The organism is Alteromonas sp. 14N.309.X.WAT.G.H12 (assembly GCF_036697315.1).
In the GTDB taxonomy this organism is placed as follows: domain Bacteria; phylum Pseudomonadota; class Gammaproteobacteria; order Enterobacterales; family Alteromonadaceae; genus Alteromonas.
The window spans coordinates 23,108-48,155 of record NZ_JBAHZB010000020.1 but is presented as its reverse complement, the minus strand read 5'-3'; the positions used below and the strand labels follow the sequence as shown (position 1 = coordinate 48,155).

Annotated in this window: 24 protein-coding genes and 1 riboswitch; of the genes, 17 read left to right on the top strand and 7 right to left on the bottom strand. The window is 48.5% G+C overall.

Annotated features, from left to right (window positions below):
• The 4 genes from V5298_RS08365 to V5298_RS08350 all read right to left on the bottom strand — a co-directional run.
• Positions 1-388, bottom strand: a 388-nt coding sequence (locus V5298_RS08365; RefSeq protein ID WP_332931008.1) for an efflux RND transporter permease subunit, incomplete at its 3' end; no start/stop codon positions are given.
• A gap of 3 nt (positions 389-391) precedes the next feature.
• The gene (locus V5298_RS08360) at positions 392-1,594 is read right to left on the bottom strand and encodes an efflux RND transporter periplasmic adaptor subunit (protein ID WP_332931007.1); all 1,203 of its coding nucleotides are present in this window, start codon (positions 1,592-1,594) and stop codon (positions 392-394) included.
• Positions 1,595-1,810: 216 nt separating this feature from the next.
• A complete protein-coding gene (locus V5298_RS08355; protein ID WP_332931006.1) occupies positions 1,811-3,880 on the bottom strand; it encodes a S9 family peptidase in 2,070 nt (689 codons plus the stop codon).
• Positions 3,881-4,094: 214 nt separating this feature from the next.
• Complete coding sequence (locus V5298_RS08350; protein ID WP_332931005.1) at positions 4,095-4,757, bottom strand: TetR/AcrR family transcriptional regulator; 663 nt, start codon at positions 4,755-4,757, stop codon at positions 4,095-4,097.
• Positions 4,758-4,926: 169 nt separating this feature from the next.
• On the opposite strand from V5298_RS08350, the gene V5298_RS08345 reads away from it, so the two are divergent.
• The 7 genes from V5298_RS08345 to V5298_RS08315 all read left to right on the top strand — a co-directional run bounded on the left by V5298_RS08345 (position 4,927) and on the right by V5298_RS08315 (position 11,004).
• Positions 4,927-7,140: a TonB-dependent receptor gene (locus V5298_RS08345; protein ID WP_332931004.1), complete on the top strand. Its 2,214-nt coding sequence runs from the start codon at positions 4,927-4,929 to the stop codon at positions 7,138-7,140.
• A gap of 63 nt (positions 7,141-7,203) precedes the next feature.
• Positions 7,204-8,358, top strand: a complete 1,155-nt coding sequence (locus tag V5298_RS08340; RefSeq protein ID WP_332931003.1) for an amine dehydrogenase large subunit — start codon at positions 7,204-7,206, stop codon at positions 8,356-8,358.
• A 3-nt stretch (positions 8,359-8,361) separates the two neighbouring features.
• On the top strand, positions 8,362-8,925 hold the full coding sequence (locus V5298_RS08335; protein ID WP_332931002.1) for a MauE/DoxX family redox-associated membrane protein: 564 nt from the start codon (positions 8,362-8,364) through the stop codon (positions 8,923-8,925).
• Complete coding sequence (locus tag V5298_RS08330; protein ID WP_332931001.1) at positions 8,918-9,520, top strand: methylamine dehydrogenase; 603 nt, start codon at positions 8,918-8,920, stop codon at positions 9,518-9,520. The genes V5298_RS08335 and V5298_RS08330 overlap by 8 nt, the downstream gene beginning before the upstream one ends.
• Positions 9,521-9,531: 11 nt before the next feature.
• Positions 9,532-10,077 carry a methylamine dehydrogenase light chain gene (locus V5298_RS08325; RefSeq protein WP_332931000.1) on the top strand — a complete coding sequence of 182 codons (546 nt, stop codon included), beginning with the start codon at positions 9,532-9,534 and terminating at the stop codon, positions 10,075-10,077.
• The gene (locus V5298_RS08320) at positions 10,070-10,552 is read left to right on the top strand and encodes a cytochrome c (protein ID WP_332930999.1); all 483 of its coding nucleotides are present in this window, start codon (positions 10,070-10,072) and stop codon (positions 10,550-10,552) included. Before V5298_RS08325 ends, V5298_RS08320 begins: the two co-directional genes overlap by 8 nt.
• Positions 10,553-10,620: 68 nt before the next feature.
• Positions 10,621-11,004 (top strand): c-type cytochrome, encoded by a 384-nt coding sequence (locus V5298_RS08315; protein WP_332930998.1) that lies wholly within the window; start codon positions 10,621-10,623, stop codon positions 11,002-11,004.
• A 49-nt stretch (positions 11,005-11,053) separates the two neighbouring features.
• Here the strand turns inward: V5298_RS08315 and V5298_RS08310 are convergent, their stop codons facing one another.
• Genes V5298_RS08310 through V5298_RS08300 form a run of 3 tightly spaced genes read right to left on the bottom strand, consistent with a single transcriptional unit; the run spans position 11,054 to position 15,975 of the window.
• On the bottom strand, positions 11,054-12,172 hold the full coding sequence (locus tag V5298_RS08310) for an ABC transporter permease (RefSeq protein WP_332930997.1): 1,119 nt from the start codon (positions 12,170-12,172) through the stop codon (positions 11,054-11,056).
• 3 nt (positions 12,173-12,175) lie between these two features.
• Positions 12,176-14,923, bottom strand: a complete 2,748-nt coding sequence (rbbA, locus tag V5298_RS08305) for a ribosome-associated ATPase/putative transporter RbbA (RefSeq protein WP_332930996.1) — start codon at positions 14,921-14,923, stop codon at positions 12,176-12,178.
• A complete protein-coding gene (locus V5298_RS08300) occupies positions 14,920-15,975 on the bottom strand; it encodes an HlyD family secretion protein (protein ID WP_332930995.1) in 1,056 nt (351 codons plus the stop codon). The genes rbbA and V5298_RS08300 overlap by 4 nt, the downstream gene beginning before the upstream one ends.
• A 261-nt stretch (positions 15,976-16,236) precedes the next feature.
• On the opposite strand from V5298_RS08300, the gene V5298_RS08295 reads away from it, so the two are divergent.
• From V5298_RS08295 to V5298_RS08250, 10 genes are all read left to right on the top strand, one after another.
• Positions 16,237-16,818, top strand: a complete 582-nt coding sequence (locus V5298_RS08295) for a DUF4136 domain-containing protein (protein WP_332930994.1) — start codon at positions 16,237-16,239, stop codon at positions 16,816-16,818.
• 87 nt (positions 16,819-16,905) lie between these two features.
• Positions 16,906-17,057: riboswitch (cobalamin riboswitch) on the top strand.
• Between the two features lie 134 nt (positions 17,058-17,191).
• On the top strand, positions 17,192-18,010 hold the full coding sequence (locus V5298_RS08290) for an ABC transporter ATP-binding protein (RefSeq protein ID WP_332930993.1): 819 nt from the start codon (positions 17,192-17,194) through the stop codon (positions 18,008-18,010).
• Positions 18,007-19,017, top strand: a complete 1,011-nt coding sequence (locus V5298_RS08285; protein ID WP_332930992.1) for an iron ABC transporter permease — start codon at positions 18,007-18,009, stop codon at positions 19,015-19,017. The genes V5298_RS08290 and V5298_RS08285 overlap by 4 nt, the downstream gene beginning before the upstream one ends.
• Before the next feature lie 12 nt (positions 19,018-19,029).
• Entirely contained in the window at positions 19,030-20,103 is a 1,074-nt protein-coding gene (gene cobT / locus V5298_RS08280) for a nicotinate-nucleotide--dimethylbenzimidazole phosphoribosyltransferase (protein WP_332930991.1), read from the top strand.
• On the top strand, positions 20,103-20,903 hold the full coding sequence (gene cobS, locus V5298_RS08275) for an adenosylcobinamide-GDP ribazoletransferase (protein ID WP_332930990.1): 801 nt from the start codon (positions 20,103-20,105) through the stop codon (positions 20,901-20,903). Before cobT ends, cobS begins: the two co-directional genes overlap by 1 nt.
• Positions 20,900-21,433 (top strand): bifunctional adenosylcobinamide kinase/adenosylcobinamide-phosphate guanylyltransferase, encoded by a 534-nt coding sequence (gene cobU / locus V5298_RS08270; RefSeq protein WP_332930989.1) that lies wholly within the window; start codon positions 20,900-20,902, stop codon positions 21,431-21,433. The genes cobS and cobU overlap by 4 nt, the downstream gene beginning before the upstream one ends.
• A complete protein-coding gene (locus V5298_RS08265; protein ID WP_332930988.1) occupies positions 21,430-22,053 on the top strand; it encodes a histidine phosphatase family protein in 624 nt (207 codons plus the stop codon). Before cobU ends, V5298_RS08265 begins: the two co-directional genes overlap by 4 nt.
• Positions 22,043-23,542: a cobyric acid synthase gene (locus V5298_RS08260; RefSeq protein WP_332930987.1), complete on the top strand. Its 1,500-nt coding sequence runs from the start codon at positions 22,043-22,045 to the stop codon at positions 23,540-23,542. Before V5298_RS08265 ends, V5298_RS08260 begins: the two co-directional genes overlap by 11 nt.
• A gap of 13 nt (positions 23,543-23,555) precedes the next feature.
• Positions 23,556-24,155, top strand: a complete 600-nt coding sequence (gene cobO / locus V5298_RS08255; protein ID WP_332930986.1) for a cob(I)yrinic acid a,c-diamide adenosyltransferase — start codon at positions 23,556-23,558, stop codon at positions 24,153-24,155.
• Positions 24,152-25,024, top strand: a complete 873-nt coding sequence (locus tag V5298_RS08250; protein WP_332930985.1) for a cobalamin-binding protein — start codon at positions 24,152-24,154, stop codon at positions 25,022-25,024. The genes cobO and V5298_RS08250 overlap by 4 nt, the downstream gene beginning before the upstream one ends.
• Positions 25,025-25,048: the final 24 nt, after the last annotated feature.

The window sequence follows — 25,048 nt, the reverse complement described above, 5'->3', positions numbered from 1 at the left end:
CCACCAAACCTTCTGTTTGCACCGACTCTGGTAACCGGGTAGTTACCTGATCAATTTTGTTTTGTACCTGTACCTGGGCGTAATCAGCATCGGTTCCCTGTTCAAAGGTGACATTTACCGATGCGTCGCCATCTGATGTGCTACTTGAAGAAAAGTAAAGCAGTCCATCTAAACCGGTAAGTTGCTGTTCCAATATTTGAGTAACACTGTTTTCCACGGTTTGGGCATCTGCCCCGGTATAACTGGTGCTAATCTTAATTGTAGGAGGCGCGATACTCGGATACTGGGCAATGGGTAATGTTGCAATCGCCCCAATACCGGCAATCATAATAATGATAGAAATCACCCAGGCAAAAACGGGGCGATCAATAAAAAAGCGAGCCAGCATGCGTTACACTCCTGTCATGGCTGTTGAGTCAGCATTGACCTTGTCAACGTCATCATTGATAACAACCATTTCCCCTGAAGAATCCATTTCTACCTCAACGGGGTTCACCTGACTGTCCGGTCTAACTTTGCTACTCCCTTCCACCAGTAGTTTATCCTGAGCACTCAACCCACTGGCGATCAACCATTTGTTCCCAACGGTACTAATGGTTTTTACTACCCGTTTCTCTATGGTATTGGCATCGCTAATCACATAGGCATAAGCATCACCATTACTGCTATGATAAATACCTTGCTGAGGCACGAGGATGGCATTTTCGTCTACGCCTTCGTCCACCGAGGTACGCACAAACATGCCGGGCAATAACAATCCTTCAGGGTTGGGAAATTGTGCTCGTAGCGTCACCGCCCCGGTAGACGCGTCCACCGAGACTTCCTGCACTTTCAATTGCCCTTCATACCCATAATCACTGCCATCTTCCAGTTCAAGAGACACGGTTGTGGTTCCTTCTTGAATGGATTTGCTGCTTAACAATTGGCGTAATTGCAACCGCGCTTTGCTGCTTTTTGTCATATCCACATAAATAGGATCTAACTGACGGATAGTGGCAAGGGCGGTCTCTTGTTCCGCCGTGACCAACGCACCTTCTGTTATCGAAGAAATACCAATTCGCCCACTAATAGGTGCTTTGATTTTGGTAAATTCAAGATTAATTTTTGCAGTTTCAAGCGCGGCTTCATATTTGGCAATATCGGCCACGGCTTGAAGATAATCGGCGTGTGCATCATCCGCATCTTGTTGGGAAACACCTTCAATTTCCAGCAAAGAGGCATAGCGCTCGTCTTTTAGTCGCGCGGTTTCAACCAATGCTTTGGCGCTGGCAAGATCGGCCTTGGCTTCATTGTAAGCCGATGCATAGGTTGTCGGGTCAAGTTGATAGAGTACTTGCCCTTCTTTTACGCTATCTCCCTCGTTGAAGAGACGTTTTTTTACGATCCCCGAAACCTGAGGTCTCACCTCGGCACTTCGGGAGGCGACAACCCGTCCCTGCAATGTCGAATTCATTGTATGAACTGATGGCGTCACCGTAATATAAGAGACGGTCGGAACATAACCTGCCGGTGGTGCTCCGGCTTCTTCTTGCTGGCAACCAGCAAGCAAAGAGCCTATCATCAATAAACTACCAATATATCTGAAACACTTCATTTTTCGGATTTCCTTACTTTCGATCCGGACCTGGGACGTTGTGAGAGGAACAACTGAGCAAATATTATATCTACTGAACAAATGTCAGCACTGATGAATAGCAAGCATACTTAGGTAGGGGTTAAGACAAGGTTAAAGCTGAGACAATAAGCATAAAAAAACGGACTACTTGCGAGCCCGTTTTTTTGCTCAAAAATGAAAATACAACCAGAACCTTTATTCTTGGTCGGCAACCGGTGTTTTATAACGTTCAAACCAGGCTAAAATATTCCCGACTTTTTGAATAAGCCTTGAAGGGCGACTGGCGATGCCGTGAGAAGACCCCGGAACACGTACCAAAGCAGCATCCACACCTTGTAATTTTAACGCTTGATAAAATTGCTCTGACTCACTTATTGGGGTGCGATAGTCAGATTCACCGGTCAGAAGCATGGTGGGCGTGGTTACGTTGCCAACCAAAGAAAGGGGACTTCTTTTCCACAGTTTTTCAGCAATATTCCATGGCATGTCGGCCATCCAGTACTGGCTAAAATAGGGATACGCATCTGCCGTTAGCGCAAAACTTACCCAGTTAATCACGGGTTTGGCCACCACTGCGGCAGCAAACCGGTCTGTTTTACCCACAGACCACGCAGTTAAAACACCACCGCCTGAACCACCGGTTATAAACAAATTATCCGTATCCACATAACCTTTCGCAATAACCGTATCCACCGTATCCATCAGGTCGTTATAATCTTCTGAAGGGTAATTGTGATGGATCAGGTTGCCAAAATCTTCACCATAAGACGCACTACCTCTTGGGTTTGCCCACACCACCACATAACCGGCGGCAGCCATCAGCTGAATTTCCATGGAAAAATGGGGGCCATAAGCCGCATGGGGTCCACCGTGGATCTCAAGAATTAACGGATATTTTTTAGTGGCATCAAAATTAGGCGGCAAAGCAAGCCAGGCATCAATACTTCGATTATCAACACTGGAGGTGACCGCGAGATCCTCTACTTTTGCCAGTTCTTTATAACCCAAGGCATCATCATTAAGGTGGGTTAGCTGTGTGTCATCACCTCGCTTTTTATACAGCGCCAAGTCACCCGGCATGGTGCGACTTGCCAAAGTATAAACAATATCGCCATCATCGCTAACGGCAAAATCCCCGGAGGTGTAGGGCCGCCCAAAAGACTGTCCCCCTAACGTAATAGTTAATTTTTCCACATCGCCATCGAGATCCACCTTAGCCAGCTTGTTTTCCCCTTTATTCAAATAGGAAAACACCAAACCTTTGCTGTTGCCCTGCCAAACAAACTTACCGATTGCCCGGTTTAGTGAGGTAGTAAGCCGGGTCATTTTGCCGGAGGCGAGGCTCATCACCACAATATCACTATTTTGATACGATAAATGGCGATCATTGAGTTGGCTAAACGCCAGATACTTTCCATTTGGGCTTAACGTGGGACGGCTTTCAGGGCCTGCCATATCGGTCACTTGTACCATTTCACCGGAATCCACGTCGACCTTGTAAATGTCCGCAGCTAGCGGATTAAGTGCGTAATCTTCACTATGGGGGGAGGAGAAATAAATCCATTGATCATCAGCACTGAAACTCAGATGTCCACCGTTGGGAAATTTACCTTTGGTTAATTGCCGCGGGGTTCCCCCTTCCACCGGCAAAATATAAATCTGCTCATAACCTTCCCGTATATAACCGGCCCCATCGCTACGATATTCCACAGCATCAATATACTTTGCTGTTGGCGCCCATTTTGCCCCTTTAGGTTTTGCCGGCATATCAGTAAATAAAGGCGCTTGCTTGTGTTCAGTAAAGGCTGTAAAGGCTAAGGTTTTGCCATCATGGGACCAGGTAATATGGTCCGGTCTCTCATCAATATTTGTCAGCTGAGCGGACTGGCGGGAATCAAGGTAGTAAACAAATAACTGGCTACGCCCATCAACGGTTTGGGTATAGGCCAACATTTTACCGTTGGGGGAAAGCGTCACATTGCTCACACTGGCTTGTTGAGCAATAAATGGACGATGCTCACCGGTCTTTACATTAATCTGCCAAAGTTGACTATGACGTCCATCCGTCATGATATCCATGCTTTGACGACGATAAATTACCGTATCATCATCAATAAACTGGGGATTCGCCACAAACTCCAGATTAAACGTATCCTCGTAGGAGAGTACATTGCTGTCGCTGCCAAAAGCCGGTGACAGCACACTGGCAAAGATTGTCGCTGCCGCACACAATCCACGGCGTGTTGCAAAAGTAAGAGCCTTCATGACAGATCCTTTTCTTATTTTATGGTTATGAGTAAATTTGCAATCAATACAGCGGCTAGCCTGTAAAACACGGGTAGTAATGTGATGTTATCACAGCTGTTAGGGTTACTTTATACGTTTATTGTTAAATGACAAAAAACTAAAATAACATCAACGCACCCTTTTGGTGTGCGCAAATTTAGTGCAACCTAGTACACTCGTACCATTTTAGTGCTTAATTATTCGTCTTTTCGGTGGGTATTTCACCACTTTCAATCAATTGTAAAGCCATACTACAAATCATTTTTATGACTCCTTCACACATCTGGTTATAAGATTTTTTATAACCGATAAACATGGTATGACCTTCAATGGTTGAAGAAATAAACAAAGCAATTAGCCTACCCTGCTCTTCACTTAAATCCGGATTGATTTGCAACGCAATATCCTGATAGGTCCGACGATAGACTTCGTACATTTTTTGCATCAAACCATCAATGTATTGGTCATGATTTGACAATGACCAAATCTCCGGAAAAAAGACCGTCGTGTCTCGGGTCTGCAAATCCCGCGTCACAAACTCAATCACTTCAAATAAACAGGCTTTAGGTGAAGGTGCTTTATTTTTAATATCCTCAATCAAAAGTAAGTACTTACCTATGACATGATCAATCATGGCTGACACCAGCTCATCACGGGTAGCAAAATGATGCTGTAGATTACCCGGAGAAATGCCGACTTTCTTGGCAACCTTACGAATGGAAAAATTGTGATATCCCTCATCAATGAGCAATATTCTGGCCGCTTCTACGATTTGTTTTTGACGTTCTAATCCGGATTTATATGGCCCTCTTTTGGGCAAATTTTTTTTCTGCCGGTCAGGCGCGTTTGCAGGCAATGTTGAGATCCTTTTCGATTTATTTAACCGGGTTGATTATACGTCAAACCCTCCTCAGTAACATCCTCTCTGTAAACCAATATAGTTCACTTGTACTAATTTGGCCTAATAGTTGCTGAATCCCTAACAGGGCACAAAAAAAATCACAACTTGGAACAGAGGGAAAAAAATGAGGAAATGCAAAATAGCACTCGCACTTAGTTTAGGACTAAGCTGTGGACACACCGCCTTCGCTCAGCAAGTATTTGAAGAAATAAGTGTTGTGGCACAAAAACGTGAACAAAGTGTCCAGGACGTAGGTATTGCCATTACGGCTTTATCCGGCGATCAATTGGAAGCCTTGGGATTTGATAACGCCCAGCAGGTTACCGCCATGGCACCGGGCGTTCAAACCGTCCAACCTAACGGCGAAGCCAATTACTCGGTGGGGATACGAGGCGTCACCAATTCCGATTTCACCACCAACGTAGAAAGCCCCGTGGCCCTCTATGTGGACGAAGTCTATATCAGTCAAATGTCCGGTGCTGGATTCAGTTTATTTGACGTAGAGCGTGTGGAAATTTTGCGTGGCCCACAAGGCACCCTGTTTGGCCGAAATGCCACCGGCGGTCTGGTCCACTATATTTCAAGAAAACCATCCCAAGAGTTGGACGCCTACGCCAAGGTCACCATCGGTGATTACAATCAACGTAAATTTGAAGGGGCTTATGGTATTGGCTTAACCGACACACTCTCCACTCGCGTATCCGTTAATATCAATAAAGCGGATGGTTACATCACAAACCGCTATACCGGTGATAACCTTAACAATGCCAACGACAAAACCGCGCGGTTACAGTTTTTGTATGCGCCAAGCAGCGACTTCGAAGCCTTGTTAAATTTTCGCTACGGTGAGCAGGATATCGATACGGGATTTTTCGAAAACGTAAGCGCTATCCGAGCGGGTGAACTTACCCCTGACGAAATGAACCCGGTGTTAGAATATATTGATAACGACGGTGACGTTTATGCCGGAGATTATGATGATCCTGGCTTTAATAAACTTAAAACCAACGGCGCCACAGCCACACTGAATTGGCACATTACTGACGATTTAAAACTGGTCTCGATCTCTGATATTTCCAACGTACAACGTACCTATATCGAAGACAGTGATGCCTCCCCTGTTTCGTTTTTCAATTTTTTCCTCACCACCGATGCCAGACAGATTTCTCAAGAAATCCGCTTAGAAGGCAATGCCGGTGATTTGCTTTGGGTAACGGGTGCCTATTACCTCGACCTGGATATTGATGATTCCAACGGCGCCATTACCGAGCCTTTCATTGGCGGCGGCGGTACCACAGTAACCGGTAGCGAAGGCGGCTTATACAATCCGTATTCATCCAAACTCACCTCCACTTCGGTATTTGCTCAGATAGAATATCCATTAAGCGACGATCTCACCCTTATCGGTGGGCTACGTCTTATCCAGGACGAAAAAGAATTCGATTTTTCCGTCAACGCGGTGGAATTTCTTGATCCGGCATCTCAACCCGGTTTCGCTGATAGCGACAACATCGTACTGCAAGCAGAACTCGGTCAATATTCGGCAAGTCGAAAAGACACAGAGGTCGCCGGACGCTTACAACTAAACTGGTATCCCACCGAAGAGATACTGACCTATTTAAGTTGGAATCGAGGGGTGAAAGGTGGCGGCTACAATGCCCCTATTTTCCCGTTAACACTGCCAAATGATTATGACGATGCCACGCTCAGTTACGATCCGGAGCATTTAGACGCCTACGAATTTGGTATCAAAAGCGATGTGGGCGACTATGGCCGCCTAAACGCCGCCGTCTATTATTACGATTATGACAATTACCAGATCTTCAACATCATTGGTCTGGATACCATTACCATCAATTCACCGGAAGCCACCTCCCAAGGTTTTGAAGTGGAGTATCAAGGGCAAATCGGTGATAACTGGGATCTCTTACTTGGGGCAGCCTACAACGATGCCGAAGCCACCTTGGCCGATGGCTCAAAAACCGTGCCCGTGCAATCCCCCAAATGGAACTATAACGGCCTTGTTCGTTACAGCCTGCCAGTGGCGTCAGGTTACCTGGCTTTTCAAGGGGATTTTGTCTTTCGCGATGACGTGAGGTTTGCACTGTCCGATGCCGAAACACTTCAGCAAGAGGCCTACACCCTCTATAACGCCTCTATCACCTATACCTCCGGTGACGATACCTGGCAAATCAGCGCCTTTGTAGACAATCTCACAGACGAAGAATACATCGTCCAAGCCTTTGACTTGTCGAGCACTGATGTCTTCGGCATGACGGAACAATATTACGGCAAACCCCGATGGTGGGGCGTTTCCTTCAAATATTCATGGTTTTAAACAAACGGAGTGGCGTTTTTTAAATGCCATACATTCAAGTCACTTATTCAGGAATAATCAGATATGCGCAAAATACTGCTCAATGGGTTCACTGCCCTATTATTCGCTTGCTGTGCCCTGCCTGTCGTTGCAGAGCTAAAGCCAGAACCTATACCCTCGGTGGCAACACTGCCTGCCACCTATCCTGATTCGTGGATCTTTGCCCACGATGTTAATTTCAATTCCATGATCGCCGGCAAGGTCGCCATCATCGATGTAGCAGCAGACACTCAGGAGTTCAAAGGTTTTGTCGATGCCTCAATGATGGCTAACTTTGTGGCCTCAACGGTTAAGCCCCGTCTGTATGTGGCCGAGACGTTTTTCTCGCGCGGTACCAGTGGTACGCGTACAGATGTCATTTCGATTTACGATAAAACAACCCTTAAACGGGTAAAAGAAGTCATTTTACCGAAAAACAATCGCGCCCAGATTGTGGCCAGCAAACACATGCTAAAGCTGGTAGACAACGACAAGTATTTGCTGATTTTAGCGTTTACTCCCGCCGCATCGGTGATTGTGATGGATACCGACACTGGGGCCTTACTCAGTGAATTGCCCATTGCAGGCTGTAACCTGATCTATCCGGCAGGCACAAAAGGCTTTGCCTCCTTGTGCGGCAATGGGGGCATGAAAGCCGTCGCGTTTGATGATAACGGTCAGGAAACCACCCGCTACGATATCCCATCGTTTTTCAGCGTCGAAGACGACCCCCTGTTTGATAAACCGGCTTTTATTGGTACTACGGCCTATTTCCTGTCATACAAAAGCCGCGTTCAGCCCGTTGATTTATCCAACAATAAACCCGAAATTCTGCCGCCTTGGTCACTCGTCAGTGAAGAAGAAGCCGCGCAGAACTGGCGTCCGGGCGGTTGGCAACTGGTCACCTCCGATGGCGTAAACAAGCTCTATGTGATCATGCATAAAGATGGCTACAACGGCAGTCACAAGTTTGGCGGCGAAGAAGTCTGGGTTTTTGACACCCAAAGGAAAAAACGGGTTCAGCGGATTGCGTTAAAGAAAAATGCGTTTTCCATTGAAGTTACCCGTTCCAAGACCCCTTTGTTAGTGGTAACCAACACAGAAATGGGACTGGATATCTACAACACCGACGGTGAATATCAACGCTTTATCTCTGTTGGCGATGCCACCATGCCCATCGTTTTACATCAGGGGAAATAAGCTATGTTGACGGTCTTTCTACAGGTATTACAAATTGGGTTATTTGGCTTTTTCCTATCGCTGATATTGGCCAGTAGCGTACACAAGCTGAAAAACCCCGGCCGTTTTCGACAAGCGCTGGTGGCCTATGAATTGTTACCCGCACCGTTGGCCCTAACTTTCGCCAAATTTGTCCCTTTTATTGAGCTAGGCATTGTCATCGCCGCCCTTATCACCTTTGCCATTGCCACACCGGTGATAACGACGGCCTTGTTGGTCATGCTGTTCGCCACATACGGGGTATTTTTAGGCTATGCGGCACTAACCCAAAAATCATTGAATGACTGCGGCTGTTCACTCAATAACACCGAAGCCGGTGTTGCCCCGGCCAAATTGTTCGTTCGCAATACGATCCTCATAGCACTGGTGGCACTGTTCTACGCCTCATCGGCATCCTATGGGGACACCTTGGCGGTATGGATCACGGGTATCGTCTTTTCACTGATTCTTTTTATTACATACAGCAGCATCGACAGCTTGCTGGAAAACCAGGCTTTATTGAAAAACTTGAGGTTTCGACATGACTAATTTACTCATCGCTTCAAACATCATTTTATGGATCGCACTTGTAGTGTTGGCCATTATTGTCTTTGCACTGGTACGTCAAATTGGCGTGCTTTACGAGCGCGTTGCGCCTGCCGGTGCCCTGTCCATTAATAAGCAGCTAAAAGTCGGCGATGGGGCCCCCTCCATCGATGCCATCAACCTGATGAATAAACAAAAAATGCATATAGGCGGTAAACCGGAATCCGGCAAATGCCAGCTTCTGTTTTTTGTCTCTCCTACCTGTCCCATGTGTAAATCCCTTATTCCCATTGCGAAATCCATTTCACGGGAAGAGCAATCCTGGGTGGATCTGGTGTTTGCTACCGACGGCGCATCAGAAGAAATAGACAGTTTTATTAAGCGTCAGAAACTGGAAAAAGCCAATGTGGTAAACAGCGAATTGGTGGGCAAAGCCTTTGGTGTGGCAAAACTGCCTTATGCGGTACTGATTGACGAGAACGGAACCTTACAGGCCATGGGCATTGTGAATTCACGAGAACATATCGAAAGCTTGTTTAACGTAAAAGAAACCGGCTATGCCAGCTTGCAAGAATACATGCAGAAAAACTTTGCCTAAGGAGAAAAACCATGAAATTTCTAGATAAATTGATGGAGCGCGGCTCCCGCAAGGTGGCGCAAAACACCTCTCGAAGACATGTACTAACCAGCTTGTCGAAGCTCATGATCGGCGCCGCCGCCGTTCCCCTTCTACCGGTAGCAAGAGCATCGGAAGCCACCGGCGGATATCCCGGTGTGGGCAAGCAAGTATCCAGTTTAGACGGTGATCCGGGGGATCCTACAAGCTGTGATTACTGGCGCTACTGTGCCATTGATGGCTTTTTATGCTCCTGTTGTGGTGGAACGGCATCCTCCTGTCCGCCAGGAACAGAAATGTCGCCCATTACCTGGATCGGTACCTGCCGCAACCCTGCGGATGGCAAAGATTACATCATTTCCTACAATGACTGCTGCGGTAAAACGAGCTGTGGTCGCTGCTTATGTAACCGAAATGAAAACGACAAACCCGTCTATCGCCCTCAGTCGAATAACGATATTAACTGGTGTTTGGGCACCTCAAGTAGCGTTTACACCTGTTCCACCGGCGTTGTACTTGGAGTAGCAGTGGATGGATAAACGACGAACTTTACGGGCAACTGGGTTTTGCGCAGTTGCCAGCATGCTTGTCTTTTCTCATTTTGTTCGGGCCGAAGAACGGACCGGACAACAGATCTTTGCAACCTGCTCGGCTTGCCATCTGGCAACGGGCACCGGTATTCCCGGTGCCTTCCCTCCCCTAACAAAGCTGCCAGCGGTATATGCAAAGGAGGGAGGAAAAGACTATTTAATCAGCGTGGTTTTACAGGGATTAAATGGGCCTATAGAGTCTCAAGGCGCCGCCTACAACGGCTATATGCAGGCTTTTGGCAGTTCGCTAACGGATAACGAAATCGCCTCGGTGTTAACCTATGTCCTTAATGAAATCGCCTCGCCGCCGGCACCACAAGGCACTGACATTTCTGCCAAAGACGTCTCGCTGATCCGCGAGAAGATTGCCAATAGCCAATGGCAAAGCAGTCATGAATTAAGAAACGCACTGGCCACGCCCTAACCGTTGTCCGGAGATCTACGATGTCACTTTATTCATTATTATGTTTAAGCACGGTAGGGATAGCGCTTATGGTGTGCCCCCCTGCGGCAACCGCAGCTGGCTTAACGAAAGCGCAAACGGATTACATGCTGCAATGTCAGGGCTGTCATCAAGCTAATGGCACCGGTATGGCACCGCAAACGCCGAATTTTCACGAATACGGCAACGACTTTATGCATATGCCAGAAGGTCGTCAGTACTGGATCAGTGTGCCTGGCGCGGCAAATTCACCTTTGACCGACGGTGAATTAGCCAATGTCCTAAATTATATTGCCACGGACATTGTAAAGGTGAAAAACCACACCTTGTTTACCGCCGATGAAGTTCAGGCCCACAGAGGCAAGAAAATGACCAACGTGTATGCCGTTCGTCGTCAGTTGGCGGCGAAATTAGCCACTCACCCATCGCCCTAATGTAAAACGGTTTTTCACCCTGTATAAAAACAGGGTGAAGCCGTTCTCTTTATACACTTCCCACTGTACTTTTAAAGCGGCGCAAGGCAATAACGTAGAAAACCCCACCGATAACCATCAGCGCCAGTAACTGGGGATAAATAATCGTAATGTCTGCGGCACGATAGAGGATCCCTTGGGATGCCATTACAAAATGGGTATTGGGCGCAAGCAACATTATATATTGAATGAATTCCGGCATGCTTTCCCGAGGCGTGATACCGCCACTGAGTAGTTGTAACGGCAAAAGCACTAAGATCAGTAACAAGCCAAATTGCGGCATGGAACGGGCAATGGTGGCCATGAAAATCCCCATACTGCTCACTGCAAACAATTGTAATATCACCGCCAACATAAACAGAGAAACATCCCCATTAATCGGTACCCCAAGGGCATACTCGATAATACCGTATACCGACATCAAGGTGGCACACCACACCACCAGAATAGTCGCGATGATTTTTGACAACATAATATCGCCATTTGACACGGGCATGGCCAACAGGTGTTCCACCGTGCCTCGCTCTTTTTCCCGGATAAGGGCGGCACCGGATAAAATAATGGCAATTAAGGTCACTGAATTAATCAATTCCATCACCGAGCCAAACCAAAAACTCTCTAACGCCGGATTAAAGCGAGCGCGCATAACAAGATCCACCGGATACGTGGTATCCGTCTTATAACCTGCAACAAAGGCCGCCACCTCTTCATTGAGAATTTCGGTTATATAACCGTTACCGGTGAAAGCCTGACTGATCCGTGTGGCATCCACATTCACTTGGACGTCGGGCACGCTCCCTTTCATCACCCATTTTTCAAAATCAGGGGGAATGGTAACCACAAAGGTGTAAGTCCCGGTATCTAAAACCTCATTGACCTCTTGATCGCTAATCACCTTAGGCGTTAAAAAATAAGGCGGCATAAAGGCGTCGATAACACGTTTAGACAACTGGGAATGATCATGATCCACAAAAGCAATGGGCGCATTGTGAAGGGATTCAGGCACTGCGGTGGCGGCGGTGTAAATATTCACACTGAACACATAAGCGATAAGAACCAGCATTATCGGGTCTCGCCACAGACTCCACAACTCTTTAACCGACAGGTGCACCACATTGGATAATCGCATCGCTTAGCGCTCCTGTTTTCTTAACATGACCACAGTTAACCCTATGGTTATGGGGATGGAAGCGGCAATGGCATACACAGTAAAATCCAAGGTTTCAAAGCCCAGTCCTTTACTGAAAATGCCGCGACAAGCCAATAAGAAATAACTCACAGGATGCAGTTCACCAATGAGTTTCCCCGCCCCTTCAAGGGCGGAAACCGGTGTGATCATGCCGGCAAATTGTACCGCCGGAACCATGGTGCCTATGGTAGTCAGCAAAATGGCGGCAATTTGGCTATTGGTAAAAACCGAGGCAAACAAACCAAAGCTGGTGGAAAAGGTCACAAACAATAAGCCGATGATCCCAAGGGCGAGCAGGTCGCCTTTCAACGGCACATCAAACAGCGCCACTGCCATCACAATCAGTAAAATAAAGCTGACAAAAGAAGTCGCGATATAGGGCAGTTGTTTACCCACTAAAAACTCAATTTTGCGTACCGGCGTCACATACAAATTAATAATAGAGCCCATTTCCTTTTCTCTAACCACGGCCAGCGAGGTAAGCAACGCCGGAATCATTAGAAGTAACATGGGGATCACCGCAGGCGCGATGGCCACTAAACTGCGAATATCCGGGTTATACAGGTAACGGGATTGCACATCGATATAGGAGGTACTGCTGACGGTACTGGCTTGAGCGGCTTGTTCTAATAGCCAGGTCACATGGATCCCTTCCACATAGCCTTCGATGGTTTCGGCCCGGGAAGGCATGGAACCATCAATCCAGGCGGCAATTTCAACGTCTTCCCCTTTATGCAGCTTTTGCCCAAAATCAGGAGGAATTTCAATGGCAAGAGACAACTCTCCACTTCTCATCCGTTTATCCATTTCGGCGTAGCTGGTGATGGCCGGTTGTGTCACAAAATACCGGGAGCCGGCCAAACTATTGACATAATTTTCACTGATAGCGGATTTATCTCTATCAAACACCGCGTACTGTAAGTCTTCCACATCCATGGTGATGCCATAGCCAATCACCACCATCAGCACCATACTGCCAAGAAACGCCATGGTCAGCCTGATGGGATCCCGCATCAACTCTAAACTTTCCCGGATCCCATAACTGAGTAAACGTCGCCAGGAAAACCCTTGGTGGGCAGACATCCCAGCCTTATCGTGGCGTTGTTCTGATATGGCCATGGCCTCTGTTGTCCCAAGTTGCGCATTTACCTCGTTGTCATCCTCAGGTTGCGCATCTTCCAAATAGGCGATAAATGCCTCTTCCAGGGTGGAAGTTTGTCGTTTGGCGATGATCCGCGCCGGCGAATCAGTTACCAGGACTTTGCCCGCATGCATAAGTGAAATACGATCACAGCGTGCCGCTTCATTCATAAAATGGGTGGAAATAAAGATAGTTACGCCGTCATTGCGGGCCAGCGCAATCAATAAGCGCCAAAAGTTATCCCGCGCCACCGGATCCACGCCAGAGGTAGGTTCATCGAGGATCAGCACTTCCGGCTTATGTACCATGGCCACAGCTAAAGATAAGCGTTGCCGCAGGCCAAGGGGTAACGAAGCGGGTAAGGCATCTTGGTGTTCAGTTAACGCAAACCGCGTCAGCATTTCCTCTACTCGGGCGGCCCGTTCCTGGGTTGGCACATTGAACAAACGGGCATGCAACACCAGATTTTGTAACACCGTTAGTTCGTTGTATAAGGAAAAACTCTGCGACATGTAGCCCACTCGGTAACGGGTAGCAATATCCGTAGGATCTAACGCTTTCCCTAATAGCCAGACCTCCCCTTCGGTTTGTGGCAATAATCCGGTGAGCATTTTCATGGTGGTAGACTTACCGCAGCCGTTTGAGCCTAAAAAGCCAAAGATTTCCCCTTTGCGAATGGTAAAGCTGACATTATCCACGGCGGTAAAGTCACCAAACTTCATGGTCAGCCCTTTTGCCTCTATGGCGATGGGTAGTGAATCCTCTGCTGCGATGGGGATAATAGCCACCTTGCCGTGCTGCTCTTGTATCCTCTGGGGCAACAAGGCAATAAAGGCAGCTTCCAAATTGTCTGTATGGGTTTGTGTCATTAACTCCTGTGGTGACCCCGTTGCCAGGATCTTGCCATCGTTCATGGCGAAAAGATGCTCAAACTGCTCCGCCTCATCCATATACGCGGTGGCCACCAATACCGTAATGTTTGGCTGGCCCCGGCGAATATCCGCAATAAGCCGCCAAAACTGACTGCGAGCCAGGGGATCAACCCCAGTGGTGGGTTCATCTAAGATCAGCAACTTGGGATCGTGAATAAGGGCACAGCAAAGCCCCAATTTTTGTTTCATCCCTCCCGACAACTTACCCGCTGGCCGTGATAAAAAGGGATATAAACCGGTACGCCGGGTAAGGGTATCAATACGTTGACGCCGCTCTTTGGCGCCATGACCAAAAAGCTTGGCAAAAAACTGTAAGTTTTCCTCCACCGACAACGTGGGGTAAAGATTTTTTCCCAACCCTTGGGGCATGTAGGCGATATCAGTACAAATCTGTCGACGATGTTTAGCTTGACGCATATCACCGCCGAGCACCTCCAACTCACCATCCTGCAGCGCCCGCTCTCCGGCGATCAAGGACAAAAGCGTCGACTTTCCAACACCGTCAGGTCCGATAAAGCCCACGGTTTTCCCTTCTACAATGCGCAAACTCACATCGCTAAGGGCAACGTTTTTTTTGTAGCGAACCGTCAGTCCGCGGCAAATTACCCTGTCGGTCATTGAGCTACTCGCTCTGGCACGTCGTCAGGCCATTGGGCATTGTCATCCAATTTCACCCAGACCACGCCGGGTAACCCTGTTTTCACTTTCTCGATGTATTTGGTCAATAACGCCTGTGGAATTTGCGCCTTTACCCGAAACATCAGCTTTTCCCGCTCACTTTGGGTCTCCACAGAACGGGGCGTAAACTGGGCAACATCCGCCACATAAGAAATATGAGCCGGAATGGCGATATCCGGCACGGCATCCAGCACAATACGTGCCTCAGAACCGATTGCCAGCCTCCCGGCCTGGGTTGCCGGTAAAAAGAAGGTCATATAGACATTGGTTAAATCAACCAGACTCAGCACGCGTCCTCCCGCGGCCACCACTTCGCCGGGCTCCACAACCCGATACTGAATGCGTCCGTCACGAGGCGCTATAAGCACCATGTCTTGCATCTCAGAATTAATCTGGGCGATGGCCGCCTCCGCCGCCGCCACTGCCGCTTGTGAAGATAAATATTGCGCTTTAGCCGCTTCGATAGTGGCATCGGCAGCGGATAACCGAGCCGCGGCTGCATTCACCGCCGCTTTCGCACTTTCCACATTGGTTTCGTTGTCCTCAGCCAACTGACGCGACACGGCCCCGGTTTTTGATAATTCGTTGGTGCGCCTTGCATGGGCCTGTGCCGCATTTAATTCCGCTTCGCTTTGCAGTAATGCGGCTTCCAACGCCACCTTTTCACTTTCTCGTTGGGCCACTGCCATATTGGCCGCCGCCACCGCGCTTTGTGCCTGCTGCAACTGAGCCTTAGCTTGCGCTAACTGCCCTTCAATTGTGGTAGTATCCAGTTTGGCAACCTTGGTGCCTGCCGTTACCTGTTCTCCCTCAGACACATAAATGGCTTCCACCCGACCTGCCACTTTGGCAGCAATTCCAATTTCAATCGCTTCGATACGACCATTGCTTGATGCCACATCTTGAGTGTCTGACGTTTGGAAAAAATTGAAATAGGTGAGGACAATAACCACAATTAGCAGAGCAAGTATAATATAGGGCGTCTTTTTCACGGTGAATATCCTTAAATTCGGTGAAAATCTGACAGGTCGTTGCACAATTGCTGACAGCAAAATGAACTACTACGTTGGGCACGAGATCAGATGAGTTAGAAGAAAGTATAACGAGGCAAGATGAGATCAGCTTTGCGCTGCATCAACGAAATACACAAATAGGGTCATACCGGACAAGGTAAAATAATTCACAAAAAAGCGATCCTATATGGGCAAATTTCCTTTTAAACAAAACGCGATTTGAATAAGTGAAGCCATAAAATGAATAGATTAACACCAGTTTTTAAGTGTCAGCAGAGTATCCGCTATGTACTTATTGGCCTCATCACGCTGTTTATTATCAGCGGCTGTGCCAGTCACAACACACAAATCGAAATAGATCCCAAGCAAGATTTTGCTCAGCTTCATACTTTTTATGTGCACCCACCCCTTAACAGTATAAATCCACAAATCGAAAATCAGCTTATTATCGCCATCGCCGACATCTTGCAGCAAAAAGGCTATGTGTTAGCGGCGCAGGATATTGCCGACATGCAAGTGGGATTTCAGCCTTCCACCTCCAGCAAAGAAAACAGTACGCGCTTAAATCTAGGACTGGGAACTGGCGTATTTGGCCGTTCCGGCGGCATTTCATTAGGCAGTATTTTTAGCATTCCTGTGGGTGAACAGGTCACGGACTATCAAGCATTGCAAATTGATGTGGTCACCGGCAATACCTTTATTTACAGTGCCGCAGGCAGCGCCAAATTATCCTCCCGTGACGCCATTACCGTGCAAAATAGCCTCAATGAACTTATCAGACAATTACTGGCAGATTTTCCCGAGTCGGAAACACAGCCGTAGTGTTTCTGCAGCAAAATAACGGGCGGCGAGGGGAAAAATCGGTAAGACCAAAAAATACAATGTCACAGTGAAAAAAAATTGATAGACTCGCCGCCACTGTGATGGGGTTTCGGACATTGAAAAAATGACGAATTAAATGGGAATCTGGTGTCAATCCAGAACTGTACCCGCAACTGTATTTGCCAACGCACGTCGCTATTGGGCAAGAGTCAGACACCAGCCGCATCACACAGAACTTTTAACTTCGTGCGGGAAAACACGAAGAACGTGTACCCCTGCTAAATTGCGATGCAAAAAGGTATACCTTCTTTAACCAGAGCCCGTTGCTCTGTTGTTTCCCCGCCTCATAAAGAATGAGTGCGGTATCCATACCATGTCAACCGGACTGGCCGTTAACGCCATAAGCCTGAAAATCAATCATGTCGCTATTTTGCGCGATATTTCTATTCACTTTCCTGTGGGAAAGTTCTACGGCGTATTGGGCCCCAATGGTGCCGGTAAAACCAGCTTATTAAAGTGTATTTCCGGTCAGCAATTCGGTGATGGCGAGATCCGCTGGCAAGGGCGCAAGCTAACAGAGTATTCGCCACAACAACTCGCCCAACAAATTGCGGTGGTCAATCAGGTAAACGATACGGTTTTTGCCCTCACCACACAACAAGTGGTTACCATGGGGCTGCTTCCCCACAAAAGCCTTTTATCCCGTTATACCGATGCCGACAAAGCACGGGTGAATCAAGCGCTCAAAGATGTGGGGTTAGCGGATAAAAGCCATCAGCACTTCAGTGCACTCTCTGGGGGTGAACAGCAACGATGCCTGATTGCCCGCGCCTTGGTGCAGGGCGCCCCCCTGCTCATTCTTGATGAGCCCGTGAATCACCTGGATGTGTATTATCAACACCAGATCCTGCATTTGCTCCATCAACTGTGCACCAAGCAAAATAAAACCGTTATTGTCAGTTTGCATGATCTTAATCTGGCGGCGGCGTATTGCGATCACGTCACCTTGTTAGATCACGGCGCTTGTTTAGCCCACGGCAGTCCCCGTGAGGTATTTCGTCCCAACCTGCTTAGCGCCACCTTTAAATTACCCTGCCAAGTGCACGCATCAGCGCAAGAGCGGGCTATTCGTATTGAGTTTATTCCCCCGATGGGCGAATACCCAGATCAACAAAACGGTGAGCAAGCATGAACAAGAAGTGGATGTTATTAATTGTTCTGTCTGTCTGTGCGCCCCTGTGTTCGGTCTTTTTTGGTGCTGCCAGTCTCACCAATGACACCTTATACCATTGTGTGGTTGCCCAGTGTAGCGATCCCATCGACAGCGCCATTTTGTGGGATATTCGCTTACCCCGCATCATTGTCGGCTTTCTTGTGGGCGCAGGCTTGTCAGTGGCCGGTGCCACGTTACAAAATGTCACCCGCAATGGGCTGGCCGATCCTTACTTGTTCGGCGTTGTTGCCGGCGCCGGTCTCGGTGCCAGCGTCGCCACCTTGTTTTTTAATAGCCAGTTAGGCCTAAGTTGGGGATTACCCACGGCGTTTTATAATATGGCACTACCAGGCTCTGCACTGATTGGGGCCATTTTCGCGGTACTACTGGTGCAATTACTGTCCCATACCACCTTTGGCCGGCGCATGGAGCATATGCTGCTAGCCGGCGTAGCCGTGTCTTTTATGTTAAGTGCCTTAAGTCAGTTTTTCCTTTTTGTTGGCGATCCCTTTGCCGCAAATCAGGTGGTATTTTGGTTAATGGGTAGCCTTGCCCGTGTCGAAGCCTGGTATGCCGGTGTCATGTTCGTCATTGTACTTGTAAGTATTTTCATCCTATACCTGTATGGCCCCCAATTAGATGCCTTACTGCTAGGTGACGACAATGCCAAAACCTTGGGCGTAAACGTGACCCGTATGCGGGTGCTAAGTTTATTGATATGCGCGGTACTCACTGCCGCCATTGTTGCCTATTGCGGCGGTATTGGTTTTGTCGGCTTGATGATCCCCCATATTATTCGTCACTGGTTGGGGGTAACCAGTCGTATTCTGTTTTTAGGCAGTGCATTGTTAGGCGGTTGTTTTATGGTTTGGGTGGATGTATTTGCCCGCGCCGCCTTTGATGGGAGAGAGATCCCCATCGGCATTATTACCTCTGCCATTGGCAGTGTATTTTTCTTGCTTGCCATGCGCCAGCGTCAACCCTGACAGGTGAAAAGTATGTCGTTATTTAATCCAGATTACTGGTCTATTTCTGGCCTTGACCTTGAGGCTGTTGCGACCATTCAAAACCATATCGATAACAAAACTAAACCAGTGGGCGCATTGGGGCAGTTAGAAGCGCTGGCAAAACAAATCGCGCTTAGCCAATGGCAAGGTGATATTCACCCCCTCACCCTACGCAATCCCACACTCATTGTTTTTGCCGCCGATCATGGGATTGCCAGACACAATATCAGCATTGCCCCACAAGCGGTAACACGACAAATGGTAGAAAATTTTCTTGCCGGTGGTGCGGCTATCAATTGCTTTTGTCAGGCAAACCACATTCATCTTAAAGTGGTGGATACAGGCATACTCACGCCCATCGAAAGGGCTCACCCGGCTTATATCAATAAACGTCTTGGTCCGGGTAGCGAGGATATTTCCGTGGCACCGGCCATGACCCCACAACAAAGTGAAGATGCCCTTTTGTACGGTGCCCAGATAGCACAGCAACAAATCGATACCGGCGCGGATGTTATTGGCTTTGGTGAAATGGGAATTGGCAACACCAGTATGGCGTCTGCCCTTGTTAGTACACTGACCGGACAACCGGTCAACAAATTGGTGGGCACCGGCACAGGGATTAATGCTAAACAGCTAGCGTTAAAGTATGCCTTGCTGCAAAAAGCCCTTGCCCGGATAGAAAACCATTGTCAGTCGTTGCCCTTACCACCGGCTCTTGCCCTACAGCAAGCCGGCGGGTTTGACGTTGGCCAAATTGCCGGTGCAATGCTGGCTACCGCCAAAGCCAGAAAACTCATTTTAGTGGATGGCTTTATTGTCAGTGCTGCCGCCTTGTTGGCCACAAAAATATGCCCGGCAGTGCGGGATTATATGATCTTCTGTCATCAGTCGGCAGAACACGGCCACAAACTAATATTACAGCAGTTAAATGCCACTCCCCTACTGGATATTGGTTTACGTTTAGGTGAAGGCACAGGCGCTGCAGTCGCGTTTCCACTATTGACTGCGGCAACGGCGTTTTACAACCACATGGCCACCTTTGAAAGCGCCCGCGTGGTTCTGTAATGATTCAGCCAATTAAAGACGCCCTTTATCACCTTGTATCACGCTTTTTATTGGCAGTGAGCTTTTTCACCCGCCTGCCCGTAGGACGCTTTGTAACCTACACTGACGAACGCATGCATGAAGCAGGCAGTTTGTTTCCTTGGGTTGGCTGGCTACTGGCGCTGATATTATGTGCAGCCTATAGTGTATTGTCGTCGGTTTTTGAGCCTGCCATTGGGGTCTTTATTATCATGGCATTGAGTGTATTGCTCACCGGCGCCTTTCACGAAGACGGCCTTGCTGATACTGCCGATGCCTTTGGTGGCGGCCAAGATAGCCAGCATAAGCTAGTAATTATGAAAGACAGTCGTTTAGGCACCTATGGCGTCTGTGCTCTTACCGGCGCCTTAGTGGGAAAATGGCTTTTACTGACCCTGCTAGCCCAGCAGGCCTATCTAGTACCGGCTTTATGCTTGGCCTATCCTTTATCTCGGGCAATGGCCCTCAGTCATATTCAGGATCTTCCCTACGCCGTGGATACGACAAGTGGCAAAGCCAGTAAAAGCATGCCCTTTAGCCAGCCATTTAACACCGCGACCCTCGTGTTCATGCTCGCTAGCGGTGCCCTGATGTTAGTGATCTTACCCTGGCAACTTGGCCTGATGATTGTCATTGGCTCAGCCGCGTTGCGCCTGATACTTAAACAACGGATGCACAAACATATTCAAGGGTTTACCGGCGACACCCTGGGCGCAGCCCAGCAACTTCAGGAACTGTTAATTTATTTTCTTTTCATTGCTTATTTGGGGCCAACATCATGATCCATTTTATTATTGGTGGTGCCCGTTCCGGCAAATCACGGTTTGCCCAACAAACCGTTACCGAGTTGGCGCAATCTGGGGATCAGGATATCTACTACATCGCCACCGCCACGGTGACTGATACCCAGATGGAAAAGCGCATACAACGCCATCAGCAAGATCGCCCTTGCCACTGGAAGTTAGTTGAAGCCCCTTACACATTACCCCAAGCCATTGCTGATATTCCGGATCAGGATCTCATCTTGGTGGACTGTTTAACATTGTGGCTAAATAACCTGCTGTTTAAGCAACCCGAACAGCAATTTGAAGATATATTTACCCAATTAACAGACGTGCTTAGCGCCCGTAAAGGCACCACAATACTGGTGGCCAATGAGGTGGGATTAGGCATCATTCCCATGGGAGAAATAAGCCGTCAGTTTGTGGATCAGGCCGGTTGGCTGAATCAGGCCATAGGCGCAATTGCCCACAAGGTGACCTTTGTGGCCGCAGGTCTACCCTTAACGCTCAAGGCATCCTCGTCCTTATGAGCCGAATCATTGACTTACTTCGCCATGGCAGCGTTCAGGGGAAACCGGCGTTATACGGGCGAACCGATGTGCCGCTAAGCCCAACAGGACACAGCCAAATGCTGTCTCATCTGGCGGCCTTGCGCACGGTGGATAAAATTATCAGCTCACCACTGACACGCTGTTTATCAGGTGCCCAGGCCATCAGCCAGCAGGTGAGTGCGCCGATAACCACCTTATCTTCATTGCAAGAATGTGATTTTGGCGACGTTGACGGCGTGCCTTTTGACGCTTTACGCTCACAATGGCCAAAGTTAGAGGCATTTTGGCAACAACCGGCCAAGGCCACCTTGCCACAAGCTGAAACCTTGAACGCCTTTCATCACCGTGTGCTTAGCGGTTGGCAGCAAATGCTCAAACACGATGCTAGGCACCTGTTGGTGGTTAGTCACGGCGGTGTTATTCGCCAAATTCTAGCCCACCTGCTTGGTATCAATTGGACGCAGCCTGCCCTCTATCAGCAACTTGCTATTGGCTATGCCAGTCTTACCCGTATTACCATTGACGATCACCCGAGTGCCCTCCCCGTTATTCGATATATAGGGCTAGAAGGTCATGAGGATACCATTGATGACGCATAAAACTTCGTGTTCGACTCTGATGGTTCAGGGGACATCTTCTGATGCAGGAAAGAGCATGCTTGTGGCTGCATTATGCCGATGCCTCTATCACCGCAAAATACGTGTTACCCCGTTTAAACCACAAAATATGGCACTAAACAGTGCGGTCACTGAAGACGGCGGGGAAATAGGTCGCGCCCAGGCCGTACAAGCCTATGCCGCTCATATACCGCCCCACACGGATATGAACCCTATCTTACTAAAGCCCAACAGTGATACCGGCGCTCAGGTTATCGTCCACGGCAAAAGCATCGGCAACATGCATGCGACTCCTTATCATCAGTATAAGTCGGTGGCCATGGAGGCCGTTTTACAGTCTTATCAGCGATTAAGTCAGTCCTTCGATGCCATTATCGTAGAAGGCGCAGGCAGCCCGGCGGAAATTAACCTGCGCGATAGAGATATTGCCAACATGGGGTTCGCCGAAGCCGTGGATTGCCCGGTGATCTTAGTTGCAGATATTGATCGGGGCGGCGTATTTGCCCAATTGGTTGGAACATTGGCATTGTTATCTGAGTCCGAGCAAGAGCGTGTGGTGGGGTTTGTTATTAACAAATTTCGTGGCGATATTACCTTGCTAACCCCGGGCATCGAATGGCTGGAAAACAAAACGGGGAAACCCGTCTTAGGCGTACTGCCCTATTTGCACAACCTTCAACTGGCCGCAGAAGATGCCATTTGCGCCACGCAGAATGTCAACCGGCAGGAAAAACACATCAAGGTGGTCGTCCCCATATTCAGCCGCATCAGCAACCATACTGACTTTGATATGTTACGTACCCACCCGCAGATTGATCTCATCTTTGTTGCCCAAGACACGCCCTTGCCCCCCTGCGATCTCATTATTTTACCGGGTAGCAAAAATGTACGTGCCGATCTTCAGTTACTCGCACAAACCGGCTGGAAAACGGATCTTCAACGTCATCTACGTTATGGCGGAAAGGTGTTAGGGATCTGTGGCGGCTATCAGATGTTGGGTGATGAGATCCACGATCCAAACGGCGTGGAAAGTCACCCGGGATCAAGCCAAGGTTTAGGTTATTTACCCATCGAAACCACCTTAACCAAAACCAAACAACTGACCAATGATAAGGGTAAACTGTGCCTCGATGGCGCAAAGGACATTCCCGTATCCGGCTATCAAATTCACGCTGGCGTTAGCACGGTGACATCAAGTGCCTCGGCGCGTCCCTTTTGCCAGTTAAGCGATGGCACTTTTGATGGCAGTGTAAGCCTTGATAACCAAGTGGCAGGCACCTATTTGCACGGTATTTTTGATAACGCCCAAACCCTTAGTCATATTTTACGCTGGTGCGGCATCGATCCTCACCCGGTGGCCGATTATCACCAGCAACAAGAGCAAGAAATTATCCGCCTTGCGGATATGTGTGAACAACACCTTAACTGGCAAAAAATAATGTCCTTCCTTAGCCCAATTTCAGCACCCTAATTATGGAGCAATCATGAGCGAACACGATAAGCAAAAACACAAACAACGGATGGAAGCGCAAAAAGCCCGTATTGACGAGCGCGTGGCACAAGCCCAAGAAGAACGAGGGATCATTATTGTGCTCACCGGTAACGGAAAAGGCAAATCTACGTCTGGATTTGGCACCGTCACCCGCGCCGTTGGTCATGGTTTACGCTGCGCCGTGGTGCAATTTGTGAAAGGCACCTGGCCTTGTGGAGAGCGGGATCTGCTCCTTCAGCACCATGTTCCTTTTCATGTTATGGGAACGGGTTTTACCTGGGAAACCCAAGATAAAGACACCGACATAAAAGCGGCCACGAAAGCATGGGCACAAGCAAAGGAATGGCTCGCCGATCCTAATTTGGATTTGGTGATGCTCGATGAAATCACCTATATGCTCAGCTATAAATATCTGGATGTGGATGAGGTTGTCCAAGCACTAAAAAACCGCCCCAGAAACCAAAGTGTAATCATTACCGGTCGCGCCTGTCACCGGGCGGTAATTGATATTGCCGACACAGTTAGTGAAGTCCGCCCGCAAAAACATGCCTTCGAAGCCGGCATTAAAGCCCAAAAAGGAATCGACTGGTGAGCCGAGTATACCGTTTAACCTTCGCCCTTGTTGCCGCCTTATGTTGTTCATTCTCACAGGCCCAAGACATCCCAGACGAGGATAAACAACGGCGACGACTGGTGGTGTTGGCTCCCCATTTGGTGGAATCCATGTTTGCCATTGGTGCTGGGGATCAGATTGTGGCAACCACGGCACATTCCGATTATCCGGAACAAGCCAAATCCATCCCCCAAATTGGCAACTATGCCCGCTTGCAAATAGAGAAGATCCTGCAATTACGCCCAGACATTGTGGTGGCCTGGCGAACGGGGAATCCTGCCGATGATCTTTTGCGACTTGAAAAGTACAATATGCCGGTGGTGTACACCCAGCCCACAGAATTAAACGATGTGGCAAACGAAATTATATTGCTTGGTGAACTTACCGGCCGGGAAGACAAAGCCCAAACCGTGGCAAATGCTTATCTTACCCGCCTGCGCCAAATAGAAGATCAATACCAGCATAAGCCACCGGTGACCGTGTTTTACGAGTTATGGTCCCGCCCCCTTCGAACCGTTGCCGGTAACTCCTGGCTACAACAGCAAATCAGCGCGTGCGGGGGCCGCAATATCTATGTCGATATGCAAGAAGATTACCCCCAGGTAAGTTTAGAAGATGTACTGGCTAAGCAACCCCAGGTGATTATTCAGCCCTCCAAACACGGTCAAAGCCAGCCTGATGCCGTGAAATGGCAAACCTGGCCGCAAATCCCGGCGGTAAACAATCATTTTATTCTCCATCCGAATGCAGACAAAGTACACCGCATGACCACACGCATGCTCGATGAGCTGGAAAAAATGTGTCAGGACATTGATCAAGCTCGACAGTTTTATCAGACCGCACAGTAACCAATAGAGAAACGAGAGTCCTAT